Source organism: Cellulomonas fulva, from assembly GCF_018531375.1.
In the GTDB taxonomy this organism is placed as follows: Bacteria; Actinomycetota; Actinomycetes; order Actinomycetales; family Cellulomonadaceae; genus Cellulomonas; species Cellulomonas fulva.
The window spans coordinates 181,475-197,370 of sequence record NZ_JAHBOH010000001.1 but is presented as its reverse complement, the minus strand read 5'-3'; the positions used below and the strand labels follow the sequence as shown (position 1 = coordinate 197,370).

General features: G+C 74.7%; 12 protein-coding genes. 6 read left to right on the top strand and 6 right to left on the bottom strand.

What is annotated here, in order from left to right; genetic code table 11:
• Nucleotides 1–102 precede the first annotated feature (102 nt).
• Nucleotides 103–354, top strand: coding sequence for a TM2 domain-containing protein (locus tag KIN34_RS00880; RefSeq protein ID WP_214345843.1), 252 nt, complete (start codon nt 103–105; stop codon nt 352–354).
• A 47-nt stretch (nt 355–401) separates the two neighbouring features.
• On the opposite strand, the gene KIN34_RS00875 is transcribed toward KIN34_RS00880, so the two are convergent.
• The 4 genes from KIN34_RS00875 to KIN34_RS00860 are packed head-to-tail and all read right to left on the bottom strand — an operon-like array spanning nt 402 to nt 8,212.
• Entirely contained in the window at nt 402–1,118 is a 717-nt protein-coding gene (locus KIN34_RS00875; RefSeq protein WP_237689016.1) for an ABC transporter ATP-binding protein, read from the bottom strand.
• Complete coding sequence (locus tag KIN34_RS00870) at nt 1,115–2,134, bottom strand: ABC transporter ATP-binding protein (RefSeq protein ID WP_214345842.1); 1,020 nt, start codon at nt 2,132–2,134, stop codon at nt 1,115–1,117. Before KIN34_RS00870 ends, KIN34_RS00875 begins: the two co-directional genes overlap by 4 nt.
• A 19-nt stretch (nt 2,135–2,153) precedes the next feature.
• Nucleotides 2,154–4,925 carry an FtsX-like permease family protein gene (locus KIN34_RS00865; protein WP_214345841.1) on the bottom strand — a complete coding sequence of 924 codons (2,772 nt, stop codon included), beginning with the start codon at nt 4,923–4,925 and terminating at the stop codon, nt 2,154–2,156.
• Nucleotides 4,922–8,212, bottom strand: coding sequence for an ABC transporter permease (locus KIN34_RS00860; RefSeq protein ID WP_214345840.1), 3,291 nt, complete (start codon nt 8,210–8,212; stop codon nt 4,922–4,924). Before KIN34_RS00860 ends, KIN34_RS00865 begins: the two co-directional genes overlap by 4 nt.
• 210 nt (nt 8,213–8,422) lie before the next feature.
• Here KIN34_RS00860 and KIN34_RS00855 point away from each other — a divergent pair, with 210 nt between their 5' ends.
• A complete protein-coding gene (locus tag KIN34_RS00855) occupies nt 8,423–9,052 on the top strand; it encodes a PadR family transcriptional regulator (RefSeq protein WP_214345839.1) in 630 nt (209 codons plus the stop codon).
• Between the two features lie 143 nt (nt 9,053–9,195).
• Entirely contained in the window at nt 9,196–10,911 is a 1,716-nt protein-coding gene (locus KIN34_RS00850; protein WP_214345838.1) for a DHA2 family efflux MFS transporter permease subunit, read from the top strand.
• A 125-nt stretch (nt 10,912–11,036) separates the two neighbouring features.
• Here the strand turns inward: KIN34_RS00850 and KIN34_RS00845 are convergent, their stop codons facing one another.
• Nucleotides 11,037–12,455 (bottom strand): class II fumarate hydratase, encoded by a 1,419-nt coding sequence (locus KIN34_RS00845; protein WP_214345837.1) that lies wholly within the window; start codon nt 12,453–12,455, stop codon nt 11,037–11,039.
• Between the two features lie 37 nt (nt 12,456–12,492).
• Here KIN34_RS00845 and KIN34_RS00840 point away from each other — a divergent pair, with 37 nt between their 5' ends.
• On the top strand, nt 12,493–12,840 hold the full coding sequence (locus KIN34_RS00840; protein WP_214345836.1) for a DUF2087 domain-containing protein: 348 nt from the start codon (nt 12,493–12,495) through the stop codon (nt 12,838–12,840).
• Nucleotides 12,841–12,850: 10 nt separating this feature from the next.
• Here KIN34_RS00840 and KIN34_RS00835 read toward each other — a convergent pair whose 3' ends face one another.
• On the bottom strand, nt 12,851–13,486 hold the full coding sequence (locus tag KIN34_RS00835; RefSeq protein WP_307858022.1) for a carbonic anhydrase: 636 nt from the start codon (nt 13,484–13,486) through the stop codon (nt 12,851–12,853).
• Nucleotides 13,487–13,619: 133 nt separating this feature from the next.
• Between KIN34_RS00835 and KIN34_RS00830 the strand changes: the two genes are divergently transcribed.
• Nucleotides 13,620–14,912, top strand: coding sequence for a sugar ABC transporter substrate-binding protein (locus KIN34_RS00830; protein WP_214345835.1), 1,293 nt, complete (start codon nt 13,620–13,622; stop codon nt 14,910–14,912).
• Nucleotides 14,909–15,895 (top strand): carbohydrate ABC transporter permease, encoded by a 987-nt coding sequence (locus tag KIN34_RS00825; protein WP_214345834.1) that lies wholly within the window; start codon nt 14,909–14,911, stop codon nt 15,893–15,895. The genes KIN34_RS00830 and KIN34_RS00825 overlap by 4 nt, the downstream gene beginning before the upstream one ends.
• Nucleotide 15,896 lies beyond the last annotated feature (1 nt).

The window sequence follows — 15,896 nt, the reverse complement described above, 5'->3', positions numbered from 1 at the left end:
TCACCCGGAAGCGGCCCACCGGACCGCGCGGCAGTCGCTAGGTTCGGCGCGACGCCCGTCGCCCGGCACCCCCGCTGACCGACGGCCAGACGAGGAGAGACCATGACCTACCCCGCCGCGCCGCTGCCCGACACGAGCCAGAAGAACCTGCTCGTCGCCACCCTCCTGTGCTTCTTCCTGGGCACGCTGGGTGTCCACCGCTTCTACGTCGGCAAGGTCGGGACGGGCATCGCGATGATCTTCACGCTCGGCGGACTCGGCATCTGGACGCTGATCGACTTCATCATGCTGCTGGTCCAGGCGTTCAAGGACTCGGACGGCCAGACGCTTCGCTGGACGTCGGTCAACAGCTGACCGCGACACGGCGGCCCGGGACGCGACGCGCCGGGGCCGCCGTCCCGTCAGTCGACCAGGACGCCGTCCTGGACGCGGATCACGCGGTCGGCGAGCGCCATCATCACCGGGTCGTGCGTCGCGATGACGGCCGTGGTCCGCTCGGCCTCGACGACGGCACGCAGCAGGCCCATGATCGCGACGCCGGTCTGCGAGTCGAGCTGACCGGTCGGCTCGTCGGCGACGAGCAGGCGCGGTGAGTTCGCGAGCGCGCGCGCGATCGCGACCCGCTGCTGCTGACCGCCCGACAGCTCGCCCGGCCGCTGGTTCGCGTGGTCGCCCAGCCCGACGAGGTCGAGCAGCAGCGCGACGCGCTCGTCGCGCGCCTTCGGCGCGATCTTGCGCAGCCGCAGCGGGACGCCGACGTTCTCCGCCGCCGAGAGCACGGGCACGAGCCCGAACGTCTGGAAGACGAACGACACGACGTCGCGGCGCAGCTCGACGAGCCCGCGCTCGCCGAGCGAGGAGACCTCCCGCCCGTCGACCACGACGCGGCCCTCGTCGGGCTTGTCGAGCCCGCCCACCATGTTGAGCAGGGTCGTCTTGCCGGATCCCGAGCGTCCGACGAGCACGACGAGCTCGCCCGGGTGCACCGCGAACGACACGTCGCGCACCGCGTGCACCGCCCCGTCCCCCGAGCCGTAGGTGCGGGACACGTGCTCGACGAGCACCATGGGCTCGCTCGTCGGCTCGGCGCTCGCCGCCGGCGCGGTCTCGACGCTCATCGCTGCTCCTCCTGGTCGGACGCGGCCTCGCCGCGGCTCGGCTCGGGGACGGCCGCGTGCCGACCCGTCGCGGGCCCGCGCGACGGCGTCACGCGCGGCTTGTCCGGCCACACCGAGACGTGCGAGTCCTCGAGCGCGAGGCGGACGCGACCGGCCAGCTCGAGCGCCTCGCGGTACTCCTGCGGGAGCTGCACCCGGCCCGCGCGGTCGAGCACGGCGAACTCCTCCGCGACCACGTGCTCGGTGCCGTCGTCGGCCGTGTGCCGGCGGCGCACGACCTCCGACGACGTGCGCCCGTCGCGGATCGCGACGGTCCGCTCGACGTGCTCGCTCACCCCCGGGTCGTGGGTCACGACGACGACGGTGGTGCCGAGCTCGCGGTTGACCATCCGCAGGCCCTCGAGCACGTCGTGGGAGGTGGCCGTGTCCAGCTCGCCCGTGGGCTCGTCGGCGAACAGGACGCGGGGCGAGCACGCGAGGGCCACCGCGATCGCGACGCGCTGCTGCTCGCCGCCCGACATCTGCCCGGGGCGCCGCTCGGCGCAGTACGCGACGCCGAGCAGCTCGAGCAGCTCCGCCGCGCGGGCCGCGCGCTCCCGGCTGCCCGTGCCGGCCAGCGCGAGGGGGAACGCGACGTTCTCCGCCGCGGTGAGGTAGGGCACCAGGTTGCGCGCGGTCTGCTGCCACACGAACCCGACCATCGTCCGGCGGTACTGCACGCGCTGCGCGGGCGTCATCGCCATGAGGTCCCACGGCCCCACGCGCACCCGGCCGGCCGTCGGGACGTCCAGGCCCGAGAGCACCGACAGCAGCGTCGACTTGCCGGAGCCGGACGCGCCGACGATCGCGACGAGCTCGCCGTCGTCGACCAGCAGGTCGAGCCCCTGCAGCGCCTGCACCTCGATGCCCTCGGACTGGTAGATGCGCACCAGCGAGTCGCACACGATCAGCGCGTCCGCGCCGAACGCGGCCGAGCGGGTCTGTGCGCGCTCCTCGAGCGTGTCCAGCGTCGTCATGCGCCCTCCCTCGTCGTGCTCATCGTTCCGCCTCCCGGATGGCCCCCGCCAGGTCGTCGTGCCGCCGGAGCCAGGCCTCGACCTGCGTGGCCGCCGCGATCGCGACCACGACGGCCACGACCGCGAGCGCGAACGGCTGCCAGGTCACCACCACCCGCGTGCCCGACGGCTCGCCGGTCAGCGCACCGAGCCCGAGCGCGCTCGTCAGCAGCCACGGGACCGCGACGCCGATCACGGAGCCGGCGAGCAGCGCGGCGATCGCCGTCGGCAGCACCTCGACGGCCGCGATCCGGCTCCCGGTGCGCTCGGACGCCCCGAGGGTCCGCAGGACGTTGACCGTCGCCCGCCGGTCGCGGGACGTCGCGACGACGGTGAGCAGCAGGGCGATGCCCGCGAGCAGCGCGAGCGCGAGCGCCGCGGCGCCCAGCAGGCTGCGCAGCCCGGCCGTCAGCGGGGACAGCTGCCACGCGTCGAGCCAGTCCGAGCGCGAGAGGACGGCGACGCCGCCGGTGCTGGCGAGCCCGCTCGCCGCGACCGCCTCCGTCGCGCCCGGTCCGGCCACCCAGACCGTGTCGACCTGCAGGTCGCTGCCCGTCGCCGCCTCGAGGGCGGACCGGTCCACGACGACGGTCGCGGTGGGCTCGGCGCTGCCCGTGATGCTCGTCGTGCCGAGCACCTCCAGGGGCGCGAACTCCTCCCGCACCCACACGTGCGGGTCGAGGGTGCGCGCCGTGCTGAGCAGGCTCGGGCTGACGAGCGCCGGGACGCGGGTCCCGCCGTCGGCGGCGGCGAGGGCCGCGAGGCCGTCGTCGTCCGCGCCCAGCGCGGCCCGCACGGCCGCGAGCTGCTCGGCGTCGACCGCGAGGAGCCGGGCGCTGATGCCCGAGCCGATGCCGAACGTCCGGCCCTCGAGGCGCGTCGCGCCCGCGGCGGCCACCACTCCCGGCGCCGCGCGGAGCGCGGCGACCGCCTCGTCGGGCACCGGACCGTCCAGCCGGACGTCGGCCTGCACGACGAGGTCGGCGGCACGCTCCTGCCCGCGGTCGACCGTCGTCGACGTCACGCCGCAGAACACGACGAGCGCGACCGCGACCGTCGTGGTGAGCGCGGGGATCGCGGTCCGGCTCCCGGCGACCGCGCGCCGCGTCGCCACCAGCGCCGCGACCCCGGTCCCCCGCACGGCGGTGCGCGCCGCCGCGCGCACCACGGGCGGGAGCAGGTGCACGACGAGGAGGGTCGCGGCGGCGGCCAGGAGCACGGGCGTCGCGGCCAGGAGCCAGTCGACGTCACCGGTGCGCGTCGGCCGCAGCCCGCGTGCTCGCACGGAGAAGAAGGCCGCAGCCGCGAGGGCGAGGACGGCCAGCTCGGCCACGAGCCGGCGCGTCCGGCGCTGGCGTGCCGCGCGCTCGCGGTCGGCGCGGTTGGCGGGGACCCGCCGGCCGGCCCACGCGGGGATGACGGCCGTCGCGGCGAGCAGGGGCGGCGCCAGGACGCCGGTGAGCACGACGAGCACGGCGGGCCACGGGGTGCCGCGGCCCGAGGGGAGCAGCGCCCAGGTGAGCAGCGCGCCCGCGGTCGCCGCGAGCGCGGTGAGCGGCACGGACTCGAGCAGCGCCCGCCAGCCGACCGAGGCGACGGCCGCGCCGCGTGCCCGCTCGACGTCGAGGAACCGCCGCCGCCGCATCGTCAGCAGCCGGGCGGCGAGCACCAGGACCAGCCCGCCGGCCGTGACGAGGCCGAGCATGACGACCGACGCCTGGGCCGTCGCCCCGGCCAGCCTGCTCGCGTAGGACTCGAGCACGGCCGGCAGCTCGGTCGTGACGGAGGGCACGCGACCGTCGCCGACCGTGAGCGGCGTGGGGTCCGCGACCAGCCCGGTCGCCGTCGCGGCGACCTCGGGCCCCTCGGCGGCCGTCAGCGAGGGGGCGTCGGCGGGGAACCGCACCAGCAGGGTGGCGGCGCTGGGCTGGACGGCGGCGAGGAGGTCGGGCAGCGAGGCGTCGGTCGTCAGGAAGCCCACGCCGGCGACCGAGTCGGTGTTGGCGGGACCGGGCGTGGGTGCGACGAACTCCGGCAGGTCGACCCACTGGGCCTGCGCGGGGTCGACGACCTCGTACGTGCCGGTGACGACGGCCGTGAGCTGGGTGACGAGCAGCCCGCCGACCCGGATCTCGTCGCCGGGGGAGAAGCCGAGCTCGCGCGCGGCCCGGGCGGTGACCCCGACCTCCACCCGCCGGGCGAGCGACGCCACCGGGGCGTCGTCCGCGAGCTCCGGCTGGGGCGACGCCTCCGGCGCGCGCCCGTCGACCCACCGCACGACGTCGCTGCCCGCGTAGCCGAGGCGGCCGACGACCTGCACGCCCTCCGGCCGCGCCGGCCAGGCGAAGGCCGTCAGCGCGATGCCCGGCTCGCCGAGCACGTCCGCGAGCTCGGGGGGCAGGTTCGCGTCCAGGTCGCGTGCGGCGACGACCGTGCGCTCGGCCGCGGCGTCGTCCCGGATCGCCCCGGTGCCCGCGCCGGGGTCCAACCGCGCGACGAGGTCGCTCGAGGGGCGCGACTCCTGCACCGCGAACCGGATGCCGTCGTCGGCGACCGAGTTCACCATTCGGGGCGCGGCGAGGGCCGCGACCACGACGGCCCCGAGCAGGAGCCCGAGCAGGACGAGCATCCCGCGGTCGGCCGCGGCGCGTCGCCGTGCGACGAGCGGGCCGGCGGCCGTGACCGCACGCGACGACGTGCGCAGGCTGCGTGGCGCGCGCGTCGCGTCCGGGGCGGTGGGTCGGTGCGTCATCCCTCGTCCCCCAGTCGGAGCAGTGCGCCGGACGCGCGCCGCAGCAGCAGCTGGGCGACGGTCAGCACGACGATCCCGCACGCCAGGGCGGTGCCGCCGACGAACGCCAGCTGCGCCGCCCACGGCCACTGCAGCACCACGGGCGGCACCGGCGGCAGGCCCGCGGCGGAGACGGTGATCACCGGGGACAGCACGGTGGCGAGCAGGTAGCCCACGGCCAGCCCCGCGGCGATGCCCACCGCGCCGAGCAGCGCGTGCTCGGCGAGCACGGCACGCACCAGCGAGGACCGCGAGGCGCCGAGCGCTTGGAGCCGCGCGAGCTCGAGGCGCCGCGTGCGCACCGCGACGGTCGCGCTCATCGCGATGCCCGCGACGGCCAGGCCCGCGGACGCCACGATCACGAGCCAGAGCGCGGCCTGGATGCCGACGCGCAGGGGGCCGTCGGTCGCCTCGGCACGGACGCCCACGAGGGTCGTGACGGTGCCCATCTCGGCCCTGGTCAGACGCTGCGCGGCGGCCGGGGCGTCGGCCTCGTCGACCCGTGCCCACCACTCGTCGGAGAACGTCGCGGCGGACCCGCGCGCCCACGACGCGCGGCTGATCGCGTCGGCGTCGACGAGCACGCCCTGCCCGCGCGGCATGCCCGGCAGGTAGTCCACCACCCGGTCGACCCGCAGCTGCACCGGGGCGCCCCCGACGTCGACGACGAGCGTGTCGTCCTGGTCGGCGCCGAGGTCCTCCAGCACCCCGGGGGTGACCAGCGCGTGCACGATCGGCTCGGGCCGGAAGGACGTGATCGAGAAGGCCGAGGCGTCGGCGACGACGAGCGGCAGCGCGCCCGCGAGGTGCATGCCCTCCTCGTCGGCCCAGGTGGTGGGGAGCTGGCTGCTCCAGCCGGGCGTGGTCGCCTGCACCACCCAGGTCGCGCGCGTGAGGTCGATCGGGGTGGTGGTCCCGTCCTCCGCCCGGGCGGTCAGGTCGGTGAGGTGCACCGCGAAGGTCGGCAGCGTCCGGTCGCCGGGCTCGGCCGGCTCCTCGCCCTCGCCGAGGGCGATCCGGGCGGTCGCGGCGACGATCTGCAGCGGACCGACCCCCTCCGGGATCGCGAGCTCGACCCGGTGGTCGACCGGCTCCTCCGAGCCCACCGAGAACGACGGCAGCTCGAGCGGCGTGCGCAGCCCGTGCTGGTCCTGCACGACCAGCGAGATCGAGAGCGCGGACGGCAGCGGGAGGGAGAGGTAGGTCGTCAGCGTGAGCGTCAGCTCGGTGGTGCCGGCGGGGACGGGCGGACCCGTCACGTAGGACGTCGGCGCGAGGCCCCCGGTCAGGGCGGCCCAGCCGCCGGGTGCGTCGTCCGGCGCCCGCCCTCGCACCAGATCGGCGGTGTGGCGGGTGTCGAGCACGAGCAGCCGCGTCATGGATGCGTTGGTCGCGTCCTCACGGCCCGTGGCGATGCCCAGACCCGCGTCGGCGAACCCGACGGGACTGGCGATCTGCAGCGCGTGCTCGTCGGCGACGACCGCGGCCTGCTCCAGCGGGGTGCCGTCGGCGTCGACGACGCGCAGGTCCGTCCCGATCGCCGCCTCCGCCTGGTCCTGCTGCGAGGTGCGCCAGGTCTGCAGGTAGCCCTGGCCGAAGGTGCCCACCGCGATGGCGAGCGTGAGCAGCAGGGCGGCTCCGGACGCACGCCCCGGGCGGCGGCTGACCTCCCAGGTGGCGAGCGGTGCGACGAGGGTGCGCGTCCGGGTCGCGAGCCGTTCGCCGACCGACGCGACGAGCGGGAGGGCGCGCGCGGCCAGCACGCCGCCCGCGAGCAGGGCGAGCGCCGGCGCGGCGACCAGGAGCGGGTCGATGCGTCCCGACCCGGCGACCACGGGCGAGCCCTGGGTGGACAGCTGCCACAGCGCGACGGCGGCGAGCGCGACGACCGCCAGGTCGGCGCCCGACCGTGCGAGCGCCTGCTTGCGGTCCTGCCGGACGAGCTGCTGCTCGGTGTCCACGACCGAACCGCGGCGCCGCAGCAGGGGACCGACGAGCACGCCCGCGAGCAGCGCCGCCCCCACGCCGCAGGTGACCCACAGCGACACCGGGTGGCCCGGGTCCACGTGCAGCCCGGCGCCCCGCAACGCCGGCACGCTGGTGACGCCCCAGAACAGCAGCCGGGCGAGCCACGGTGCCGCGAGCGCCGTGAGCACCGCGACGACGAGCGCCTCGGACGCCGCGAGCCCGAGGAGCTGGCCGCCGGACGCGCCGCGGGAGGACATGAGGGTCTGCTCGGGCGCCCGGCGCTCGGCGAGCAGGCGCGCCGCCAGCAGGAGCACGGTGACCGCGACGACGACGAGCATCAGCCCGAGCAGGACCACGCTGACGTGCGTCACGTCGAGGTCGGCCGTGGCGGTGTCGATCGTCGTGTCGAGGTCCGTGGTCACGTCCGCCGAGGCCGCGACCTCGCCCGAGGCGGCGGTCGCGTCCTGCTGCGCGGTGGACAGCCGGGTCCGCAGCCCTTCGACGTCCGCGCGCGTCGCGTGGTCCAGGTCCGGCAGCGCGACCGCCTGAACGGACTGCGTCGCGACCTTCCCGGACAGCAGCACGTCGGGGTCGACCAGGAGCGGTCCCCACGCGTTCGTCGTGACGAAGCCGAACGTCCCCGGGTAGGGGTAGGCGGCCTCGTGCAGGCGGCCCCTGAGGACCTCGCGGCTCCACGCGGCGCGCGGCGGCTCCGCCACGTACACCGCGGCGACCACGAGCTCGCCCTGCGAGCGCTCGCTCGTGCCCTCGAACGCGATCCGGTCGCCGGGCTCCCAGTCGTACCTCTCGGCAGCAGCGCTCGGCACGGCGACGGGCACGGCGACGGGCACGGCGGAGTCGGCGTCCGCCGCCGGTGGCCAGGTGCCCTCGACCACGGTCACCTCGGTCGGGACCGCTCCGAGGTAGACGAGCGGGGAGACGGGGTCCGTGGTGCCCTGCACCGCGAGCCACTGCGACTGGAGCCAGTGGGTCCGGGCGTCGGGCAGCCCGGCGAGCAGGCGGTCCAGGTACTCGTCGGCGGCCTCGAGGGCCGGGCGCGCCGGCTGGTCCGGGCTGAGGTCGAGGCGGACACCCACGTCGGTGACGGCGGCCGGCGCGCGGCTCAGCGCGACGTCGAGCGCCCGGTTCTCGTTCACGGCGAGCAGCAGCGCGAACGACCCGAGCAGCGTCGCGCCGACGACGGTCACGGCGGTCACCGTCGCGAGGATCGTGACCTGGGCGCGGGCACGGTGGCGCACGAGCCGCGTCATCCAGCCCATCGAGCCCCCTCGTCGTCGCGGCGGTGCGGCGCGGCGGTGCGCCCGGTGGATCGTAGAAGCGGTGCGGGAGCGTTCCCACCCGCCGTCCACGGAGGGAGACGGTACCGGTTCCGGGTGGCGAAAGACACACCCGTCCGCGTGGTGTCGCGGAGTAGTTCGGGCGTACTATTCCGGACGGAATATTCAAAGCTGAGGCATCGGAGGTCGGTCATGGCGCTCTCGGCGGTCGCCGTCGTGCTGCTCTCGCTGCTGCACGAGCAGCCGATGCACCCGTACCAGCTGCACCAGACGCTGGTCCTGCGGCACAGCACGCGCCTCGTGCGCGTGAACCCCGGCGCGGTCTACCACGGCGTCGAGCGGCTCGAGCGGGACGGCTTCGTCGAGCCGGTCCGGACCGAGCGGGAGGGCCGACGGCCCGAGCGCACCACGTACCGGATCACCGAGGCGGGGCGGGCCGCGTTCGCCGAGCAGGTCGCGCACCTCCTGGGTGATCCGCACACCGAGTACCCCGTGCTCCCGGTGGGTCTCTCGGAGTCGACGCACCTGCCCGTCGAGGTCGTCCTCGCCGAGCTCACGCGGCGCCGGGACCGCGAGACCGCCGACGCGGCGACGATGCGGGCGCGCTACGACGAGCTGCGCGCCGACGGCCTGCCGCGGCGCTACCTCCTGGACCTGGAGCACGACCTGGCGCTGCTCGAGGCCCGCACCGCCTGGCTGTCCGCCCTGCTCGAGGACCTGGCCGCCGGCCGGCTGGGCTGGGGCGAGGGCAAGCCGGACGAGTTCGTCGCCCGGCGCCGCGCCGCCCTGGCCGAGGGTGCACCCGCCGACCCAGCCCCCTGATCGACCCGTCGACCCGTCCCGCCGACCCCGTCGACCCGTCCCGCTGACCGCGCCAGGCGCGTGTCAGACCCCCGACCTACGCTCGAACCGAGCCCGTTGCGGCGCCGGCCCGTGCCGGCGCCCCTCCGCGAGAGGCACCACCCATGACCAGTCCTTCCGCCGGCACGCCCGGCCGCCCCGGGCCGGCGACCGCGCTCGTCGACCTGCACGGCCGCAGCCCGTGGAGCGTCCTGCCCGCGCTGTGCCTCGGCTTCTTCATGATCATGCTGGACACGACGATCGTGAACATCGCCGTGCCCACGCTGGTCAAGGAGCTCGACGCGTCGATCACCGCCGTCGGCTGGGTCAACAGCGCCTACCTGCTGACGTTCGCGGTCCTGCTCCTCGTGACGGGCCGCCTGGGGGACCGGTTCGGCCCCCGACCCGTGTTCATCGTCGGCCTCGTCGTCTTCACGCTGACGTCGTTCCTGTGCGGGCTGGCGGACTCCATCGGGCTGCTCATCGCCGCCCGCGCGCTCCAGGGCATCGGTGCGGCGCTCATGACGCCGCAGACCATGTCGATGATCACGCGGGTCTTCCCGCCCGCCCGTCGCGGCGCGGCCATGGGCGTGTGGGGCGCCGTCGCGGGCGTCGCGACCATCACCGGCCCCGTGCTCGGCGGCCTGCTCGTGGAGACGTGGGGCTGGGAGTACATCTTCTTCATCAACATCCCCGTCGGTGCGGTCGCGCTGTACTTCGCCGTCCGCAACCTGCCGACGCTGCCCACGCACCAGCGCCGGTTCGACGGCGTGGGCGTCGCGCTGTCGATCGTCGGGATGTTCCTGGTCGTCTTCGGGCTGCAGGAGGGCGAGAACTTCGACTGGGGCACCGGCATCTGGCTGAGCATCGCCGCGGGTGCGCTGGTCCTCGGGGCGTTCGTCTGGTGGCAGCGACGGATGGGTGACGACGCGCTGCTGCCGCTGCGCCTGTTCCACGTCCGCAACTTCTCGTTGTCGAACGTCGCGGGCTTCGCGGTGACCTTCGCCATGACCGGCCTGTTCTTCCCCTTCACCATCTACCTGCAGCTCGTGCTGGGGCTCACCCCGCTGCGGGCTGCGCTGGTCGGGGCCGGCGGTTCGCTGCTCTCCGGCGTGGTCGCGCCCTTCGCCGGCCGCCTGTCCGACCGCGTGCCGGCGAAGTGGATCGTCGCCACGGGCTTCGCGATCGTCGCGGCCACCGTCGTGTGGCTGACGCTCGTGATCGAGCCCGACGCCGAGGTCTGGCACCTCGTCGTGCCGATGACGGTCTTCGGCATCGGGACGGGCTTCCTGTTCTCGCCGCTCGCGTCCGCGGCCACCTCGGGCCTCGACCAGCGCACCGCCGGCGCCGGCGCGGGGGCGTTCAACACGACGCGGCAGATCGGCGGTGTCGTCGGCTCCGCGGCCATCGTGGCGATGCTGACGTCCCGGCTGGCGACGACGATCCCGAGCGCGGCGAGCGACGCCGCGGCGTCGTTGCCGGAGCAGGCACGTCAGCCGTTCGTCGACGGCATGTCCCAGGTCGACGCGTCGCAGGTCTCCGGCGGCGGCAGCGCCTCGTTCCCGGTGCCGGACGGCGTGCCGGCCGACGTCGCGGAGCAGATCCGTTCCGCGGCGATGGACGCCCTGCACGCGGGCTTCTCGACCGCCGTCTCGCAGACGCTGCTGCTCACGGCCGCGGTGCTCGTCCTCGGTCTGATCGCGGCGCTGGCGATGAACGCGATCCGTCCGCAGCACCACGGCGCTGTCCCGGCCGGGGCGGGCACCACGACGACGGACGCGGTCGCCGACCGGAGCGCCGACGCGGACGCGGCGCCGACGGCCCGGGCCACGACGGCCTGAGCCGACCGCACCCCGACGACGAGACGGTCGGTCCCGAGCGGGGACCGACCGTCTCGTCGTCGTCGCGGGTGCCTCATGGAGCGCGCGTCGGGAGGACGCGGCACCGTGGCGCGGGGGCCGGAGCGTCAGGCCTGCGGCGGGCGGGTCATGCTCAGGACGTCGAGGGCCTCGTCGAGCTGGGTCTCGGTGACCTCGCCGCGCTCGACGTAGCCCAGGTCCACCACGGCCTGGCGGATCGTCAGGCCGTGCTTGACGGCGTGCTTGGCGATCTTCGCCGCGGCCTCGTAGCCGATCACGCGGTTCAGCGGGGTGACGATCGACGGCGACGACTCGGCGAACGCGCGGGCCCTCTCCTCGTTGGCGACGAGCCCCGCGACGGTCTTGTCCGCGAGCACCCGGCTCGCGTTGGCGAGCAGGCGGATCGACTCGAGCACCGCCGAGGCGATGACGGGGATCTGCACGTTGAGCTCGAACGAGCCGGACGCGCCGGCCCAGGCGACCGTCGCGTCGTTGCCCACCACGCGCGCGGCGACCATCAGGACGGCCTCGGGCACCACCGGGTTGACCTTGCCGGGCATGATCGACGAGCCGGGCTGCAGGTCGGGGATCGCGAGCTCGCCCAGGCCGGTGTTGGGGCCGGAGCCCATCCAGCGCAGGTCGTTGCAGATCTTGGTGAGGCTCACGGCGATCGTGCGCAGCGCGCCGGACAGCTCCACGAGGCCGTCGCGGGAGGACTGCGCCTCGAAGTGGTTGCGCGCCTCGGTCAGCGGGAGGCCGGTGTCCTCGCGCAGCAGCTCGATGACGCGCTGCGGGAAGCCCGCGGGGGTGTTGATCCCGGTGCCGACGGCGGTCCCGCCGAGCGGCACCTCGGCCGCGCGCGGGAGGGCGGACTGCAGGCGCTCGACGCCGTACCGGACGGCGGCGGCGTACCCGCCGAACTCCTGCCCGAGCGTCACTGGCGTCGCGTCCATGAGGTGCGTGCGGCCCGACTTCACGACGCCGGCCCAGGCGTCCGCCTTGGCCTGCAGCGCGCCGGCCAGGTGCTCGAGGGCGGGGACCAGGTCCCGGACCACGCCGGCGGTCGCGGCCACGTGCACGCTCGTCGGGAAGACGTCGTTGGACGACTGCGACGCGTTCACGTGGTCGTTCGGGTGCACGTCGGCGCCGAGCGCACGCGTCGCCAGCGTCGCCAGCACCTCGTTGGTGTTCATGTTCGAGCTGGTGCCCGAGCCGGTCTGGTAGACGTCGACCGGGAAGTGCGCGTCGTGCGCGCCCGACGCGACCTCGTCGGCCGCGCCGACGATCGCCTCCGCCACGTCGCCCGGCAGCACGCCGAGCTCGGCGTTCGCGCGTGCCGCGGCCTTCTTGATCCGGGCGAGGGCCTCGATGTGCCCGCGCTCCAGGTGGCTGCCGGAGATGGGGAAGTTCTCGACCGCACGCTGCGTCTGCGCGCGGTACAGGGCGTCGGCGGGCACCCGGACCTCGCCCATCGTGTCGTGCTCGATCCGGTACTCGACGCCGTCGTCGGGAAGCGCAGAAGTCATGTGACTCATCCTGCCCCACCCGTGGAGACTGGTCGTCGTGAGCGTCGACACACCGGGTACGCCCGACGGGCGGCCGTGCGCCGCCGAGCGCTTCCTGGAGCACGGACGCCTGGTCCGCAGCCCCCGCCGGGCCCAGGACCGCGACCTGGTCCTGGACCACCTGGCCGGACGCGTGCTCGCACCGGGGGAGCGGACCGACGAGCGTGAGCTCACCGCCCGGCTCGCGGCCCTGGTCGTCGACCCCGTGCGCACCCGGCGCGACCTGGTCGAGGCCGGCCTCGTCGGCCGGCGCGGGGACGGGTCGGTCTACTGGCGCGAGCGCGGCACGCCGCACGACGACGAGCCCGGCGCCCGCCCGCGCCCCGACGAGCCCTGGTTCCCTTAGCGAGGGTCGGTCAGACCTCGCCGATGTCGCCGACGACCTCGGCGACGCGGACCCGCCCGTCGGCCAGCGCGTACTCGAGCCCGACGATCGCGCAACGCCCCTCGGCGACCGCGGTCGCGAGCGAGACCGAGTAGCCCTGGAGCATGCGCACGGTGTGCTTGACGTGCTCGTGGCCCAGGGTCGCGGCGTCGACGTCCGTGATCGAGCCGCCGTCGGAGACCAGCCCGACGATGCTGGGGATGACCCGGTCCACCACCGCACGGACGAAGCCCGGCGGCACGCTCCCGGCGGCGAGCGCGTCGGTGGCGGCGGCGACCGCGCCGCACGAGTCGTGGCCCAGGACGACGACGAGCGGTGTGCCCAGGATCTCGACGCCGTACTCGATCGAGCCGATCACGGTGGTGTCGAGCACGTGGCCCGCGGTCCGGACGACGAACAGGTCGCCCAGCCCGCGGTCGAAGATGATCTCGGCGGCGACGCGGGAGTCGGAGCAGCCGAACAGCACCGCGAACGGCGCCTGCCCGTGCTCGACCTCGGCGCGCCGGCCGACGTCCTGGGAGGGGTGCTGCATCTCGTCGCGCACGAACCGGTCGTTGCCGGCCTTGAGCGCGGTCCATGCCTCGGCGGGGGTCAGCGGCGTCGTCACGGGGCCATGGTGGCAGGACGCGGGCCGACGAGCGCGGGCGGACCGCTCTCCGGACGGCTCTCGGCGTGCGGGGCTCGTCGGGCTGGTGTAGCCATGACCTGGGACGCAACGACGCCACCCGGAGGAGGTCACCGTGCGACGACGCACCCGAGGCCTGGCCATCGCGGCCGGTTTCGCGCTCGTGCTGCCGCTCGCGGCCTGCGCCACCGACTCGGGGTCGACCGTGCTCACCTGGTACACCAACCCGGACGCCGGCGGGCAGGACGAGATCGCGCAGCGGTGCACCGAGGCCGCAGACGGCGCCTACCGGATCGAGACGTCGGTGCTGCCGCGCGACGCGGCGTCCCAGCGAGAGCAGCTGGCCCGCCGGCTCGCCGCGCAGGACTCGTCCATCGACCTCATGAGCCTCGACCCGCCGTTCATCCCGGAGCTCGCCGAGCCGGGCTTCCTGGCGCCCATCCCGGACGACGTGGCGGACGAGGTCACGCAGGACGTGGTGCAGGGCGCGATCGACGGCTCGACGTGGAAGGACCGGCTCGTCGCGATCCCGTTCTGGGCCAACACCCAGCTGCTGTGGTACCGCAAGTCGGTCGCCAAGGAGGCCGGCCTCGACCCCGAGAAGGAGCCGGTGACCTGGGAGCAGGTCATCGACGCGGCGCGGGACCAGGACAAGTACCTGGGCGTGCAGGGCGCCAAGGCGGAGTCGCTGACCGTCTGGATCAACGCGCTCGTCGAGTCGGCCGGCGGGCACGTCCTGCAGAACCCGGAGGCGCCGGCCGACGAGCTGGAGCTGGGGCTGGAGTCCGACGCCGGCAAGGCGGCGGCCGAGATCATCGGCACGATCGGCAAGGACGGGCTGGGCGGGCCGGGTCTGCCGACGGCCGACGAGAACGCCTCGATGAGCCTGTTCCAGGGGGACCGCGGCTCGTTCATGGTCAACTGGCCGTTCGTCTGGTCCGCGAGCAACGCGGCCGTCGAGGAGGGCACCCTCGACAAGGCGGTCGTCGACGACATCGGCTGGGCCATCTACCCGCAGGTCGACGAGGGCACGGACGCCCGCCCGCCGTACGGCGGCATCAGCCTGGGCGTCGGGGCGTACAGCTCGCACGTCGAGGAGTCGTTCGAGGCGGCGCGCTGCATCGTCAAGCCCGAGAACCAGGCGTACTACTTCGCGACCAACGGCAACCCGCCCGCCTCGACGAAGGCCTACGAGGACCCGGAGGTCCGCAAGGCGTTCCCGATGGCGGACGTGATCCGGGAGTCCCTCGAGAAGGCGGCGCCCCGCCCGCAGACGCCGTACTACAACGAGGTCTCGATCGGCCTGCAGGAGACCTGGCACCCGCCGGCCTCGGTCGACCCGGAGACCACCCCGCAGGACTCCACCGACTACATCACCGCCGTCCTGCGAGGGGAGGCACTCCTGTGAGCACCACCTCGAGCGCGGCCGGGGTCGCGCAGCAGCAACCGGCCTCCGCAGGACGGGGGAAGGGCGGTCGCACCAAGGTCGCCCGCAGCGAGCGGGCGCGCGACGAGGCGCGGCTCGGCTGGCTCCTGGCCGGACCCGCGTTCGTCGTCATGCTGGCCGTGACCGTCTACCCGATCCTGCAGGCGATCTACGACTCGCTGTTCTCCTACCGGCTCACCGCGCCCGACGACAAGGCGTTCAACGCCGGCCACAACTACGTCGTCGTGCTGAGCGACCCGCTGTTCTGGCAGGCGCTGGGCGTGACCACGTTCATCACCGTGGTGACCGTCGTGATCGAGTTGGTCCTCGGCTTCGCCCTGGCGCTCGTCATGCACCGCGCGGTGAAGTCGCTGCGCGGCGTCCTGCGCACCGCGATCCTGGTGCCGTACGGGATCATCACGGTGGTCTCCGCGTTCGCGTGGTTCTACGCGTTCGACATCAACTCCGGCTTCGTCAACCACTGGTTCGCGTGGCTGCCGGGGATCGACGAGAACCTCAACTGGTTCGCGCACCAGGGCACGAGCCTGTTCGTCATCATCGCGTCCGAGGTCTGGAAGACCACCCCGTTCATCTCGCTCCTGCTGCTCGCCGGCCTGGCCCAGGTCCCGACCGAGCTGGAGGAGGCCGCGCAGGTGGACGGCGCGACCTGGTGGCAGCGGCTGCGGCGGGTCCTGATCCCCAACATGAAGGCCGCGATCATGGTGGCGGTGCTGTTCCGCGCGCTGGACGCGTTCCGGATCTTCGACAACGTCTTCATCATGACCAACGGCGCGAACAACACCGACGTCCTGTCGCTGCTGGCCTACCGCACCTCGATCGGGCGCCTCGAGATCGGCCTCGGCTCGGCGATCTCGGTGCTGCTGTTCCTGTGCGTGATCGGCATCTGCTTCGCCGCGATCAAGCTCTTCAAGGTCGACCTGGCCGGCGCGAGGGGGGAGAGCTGAT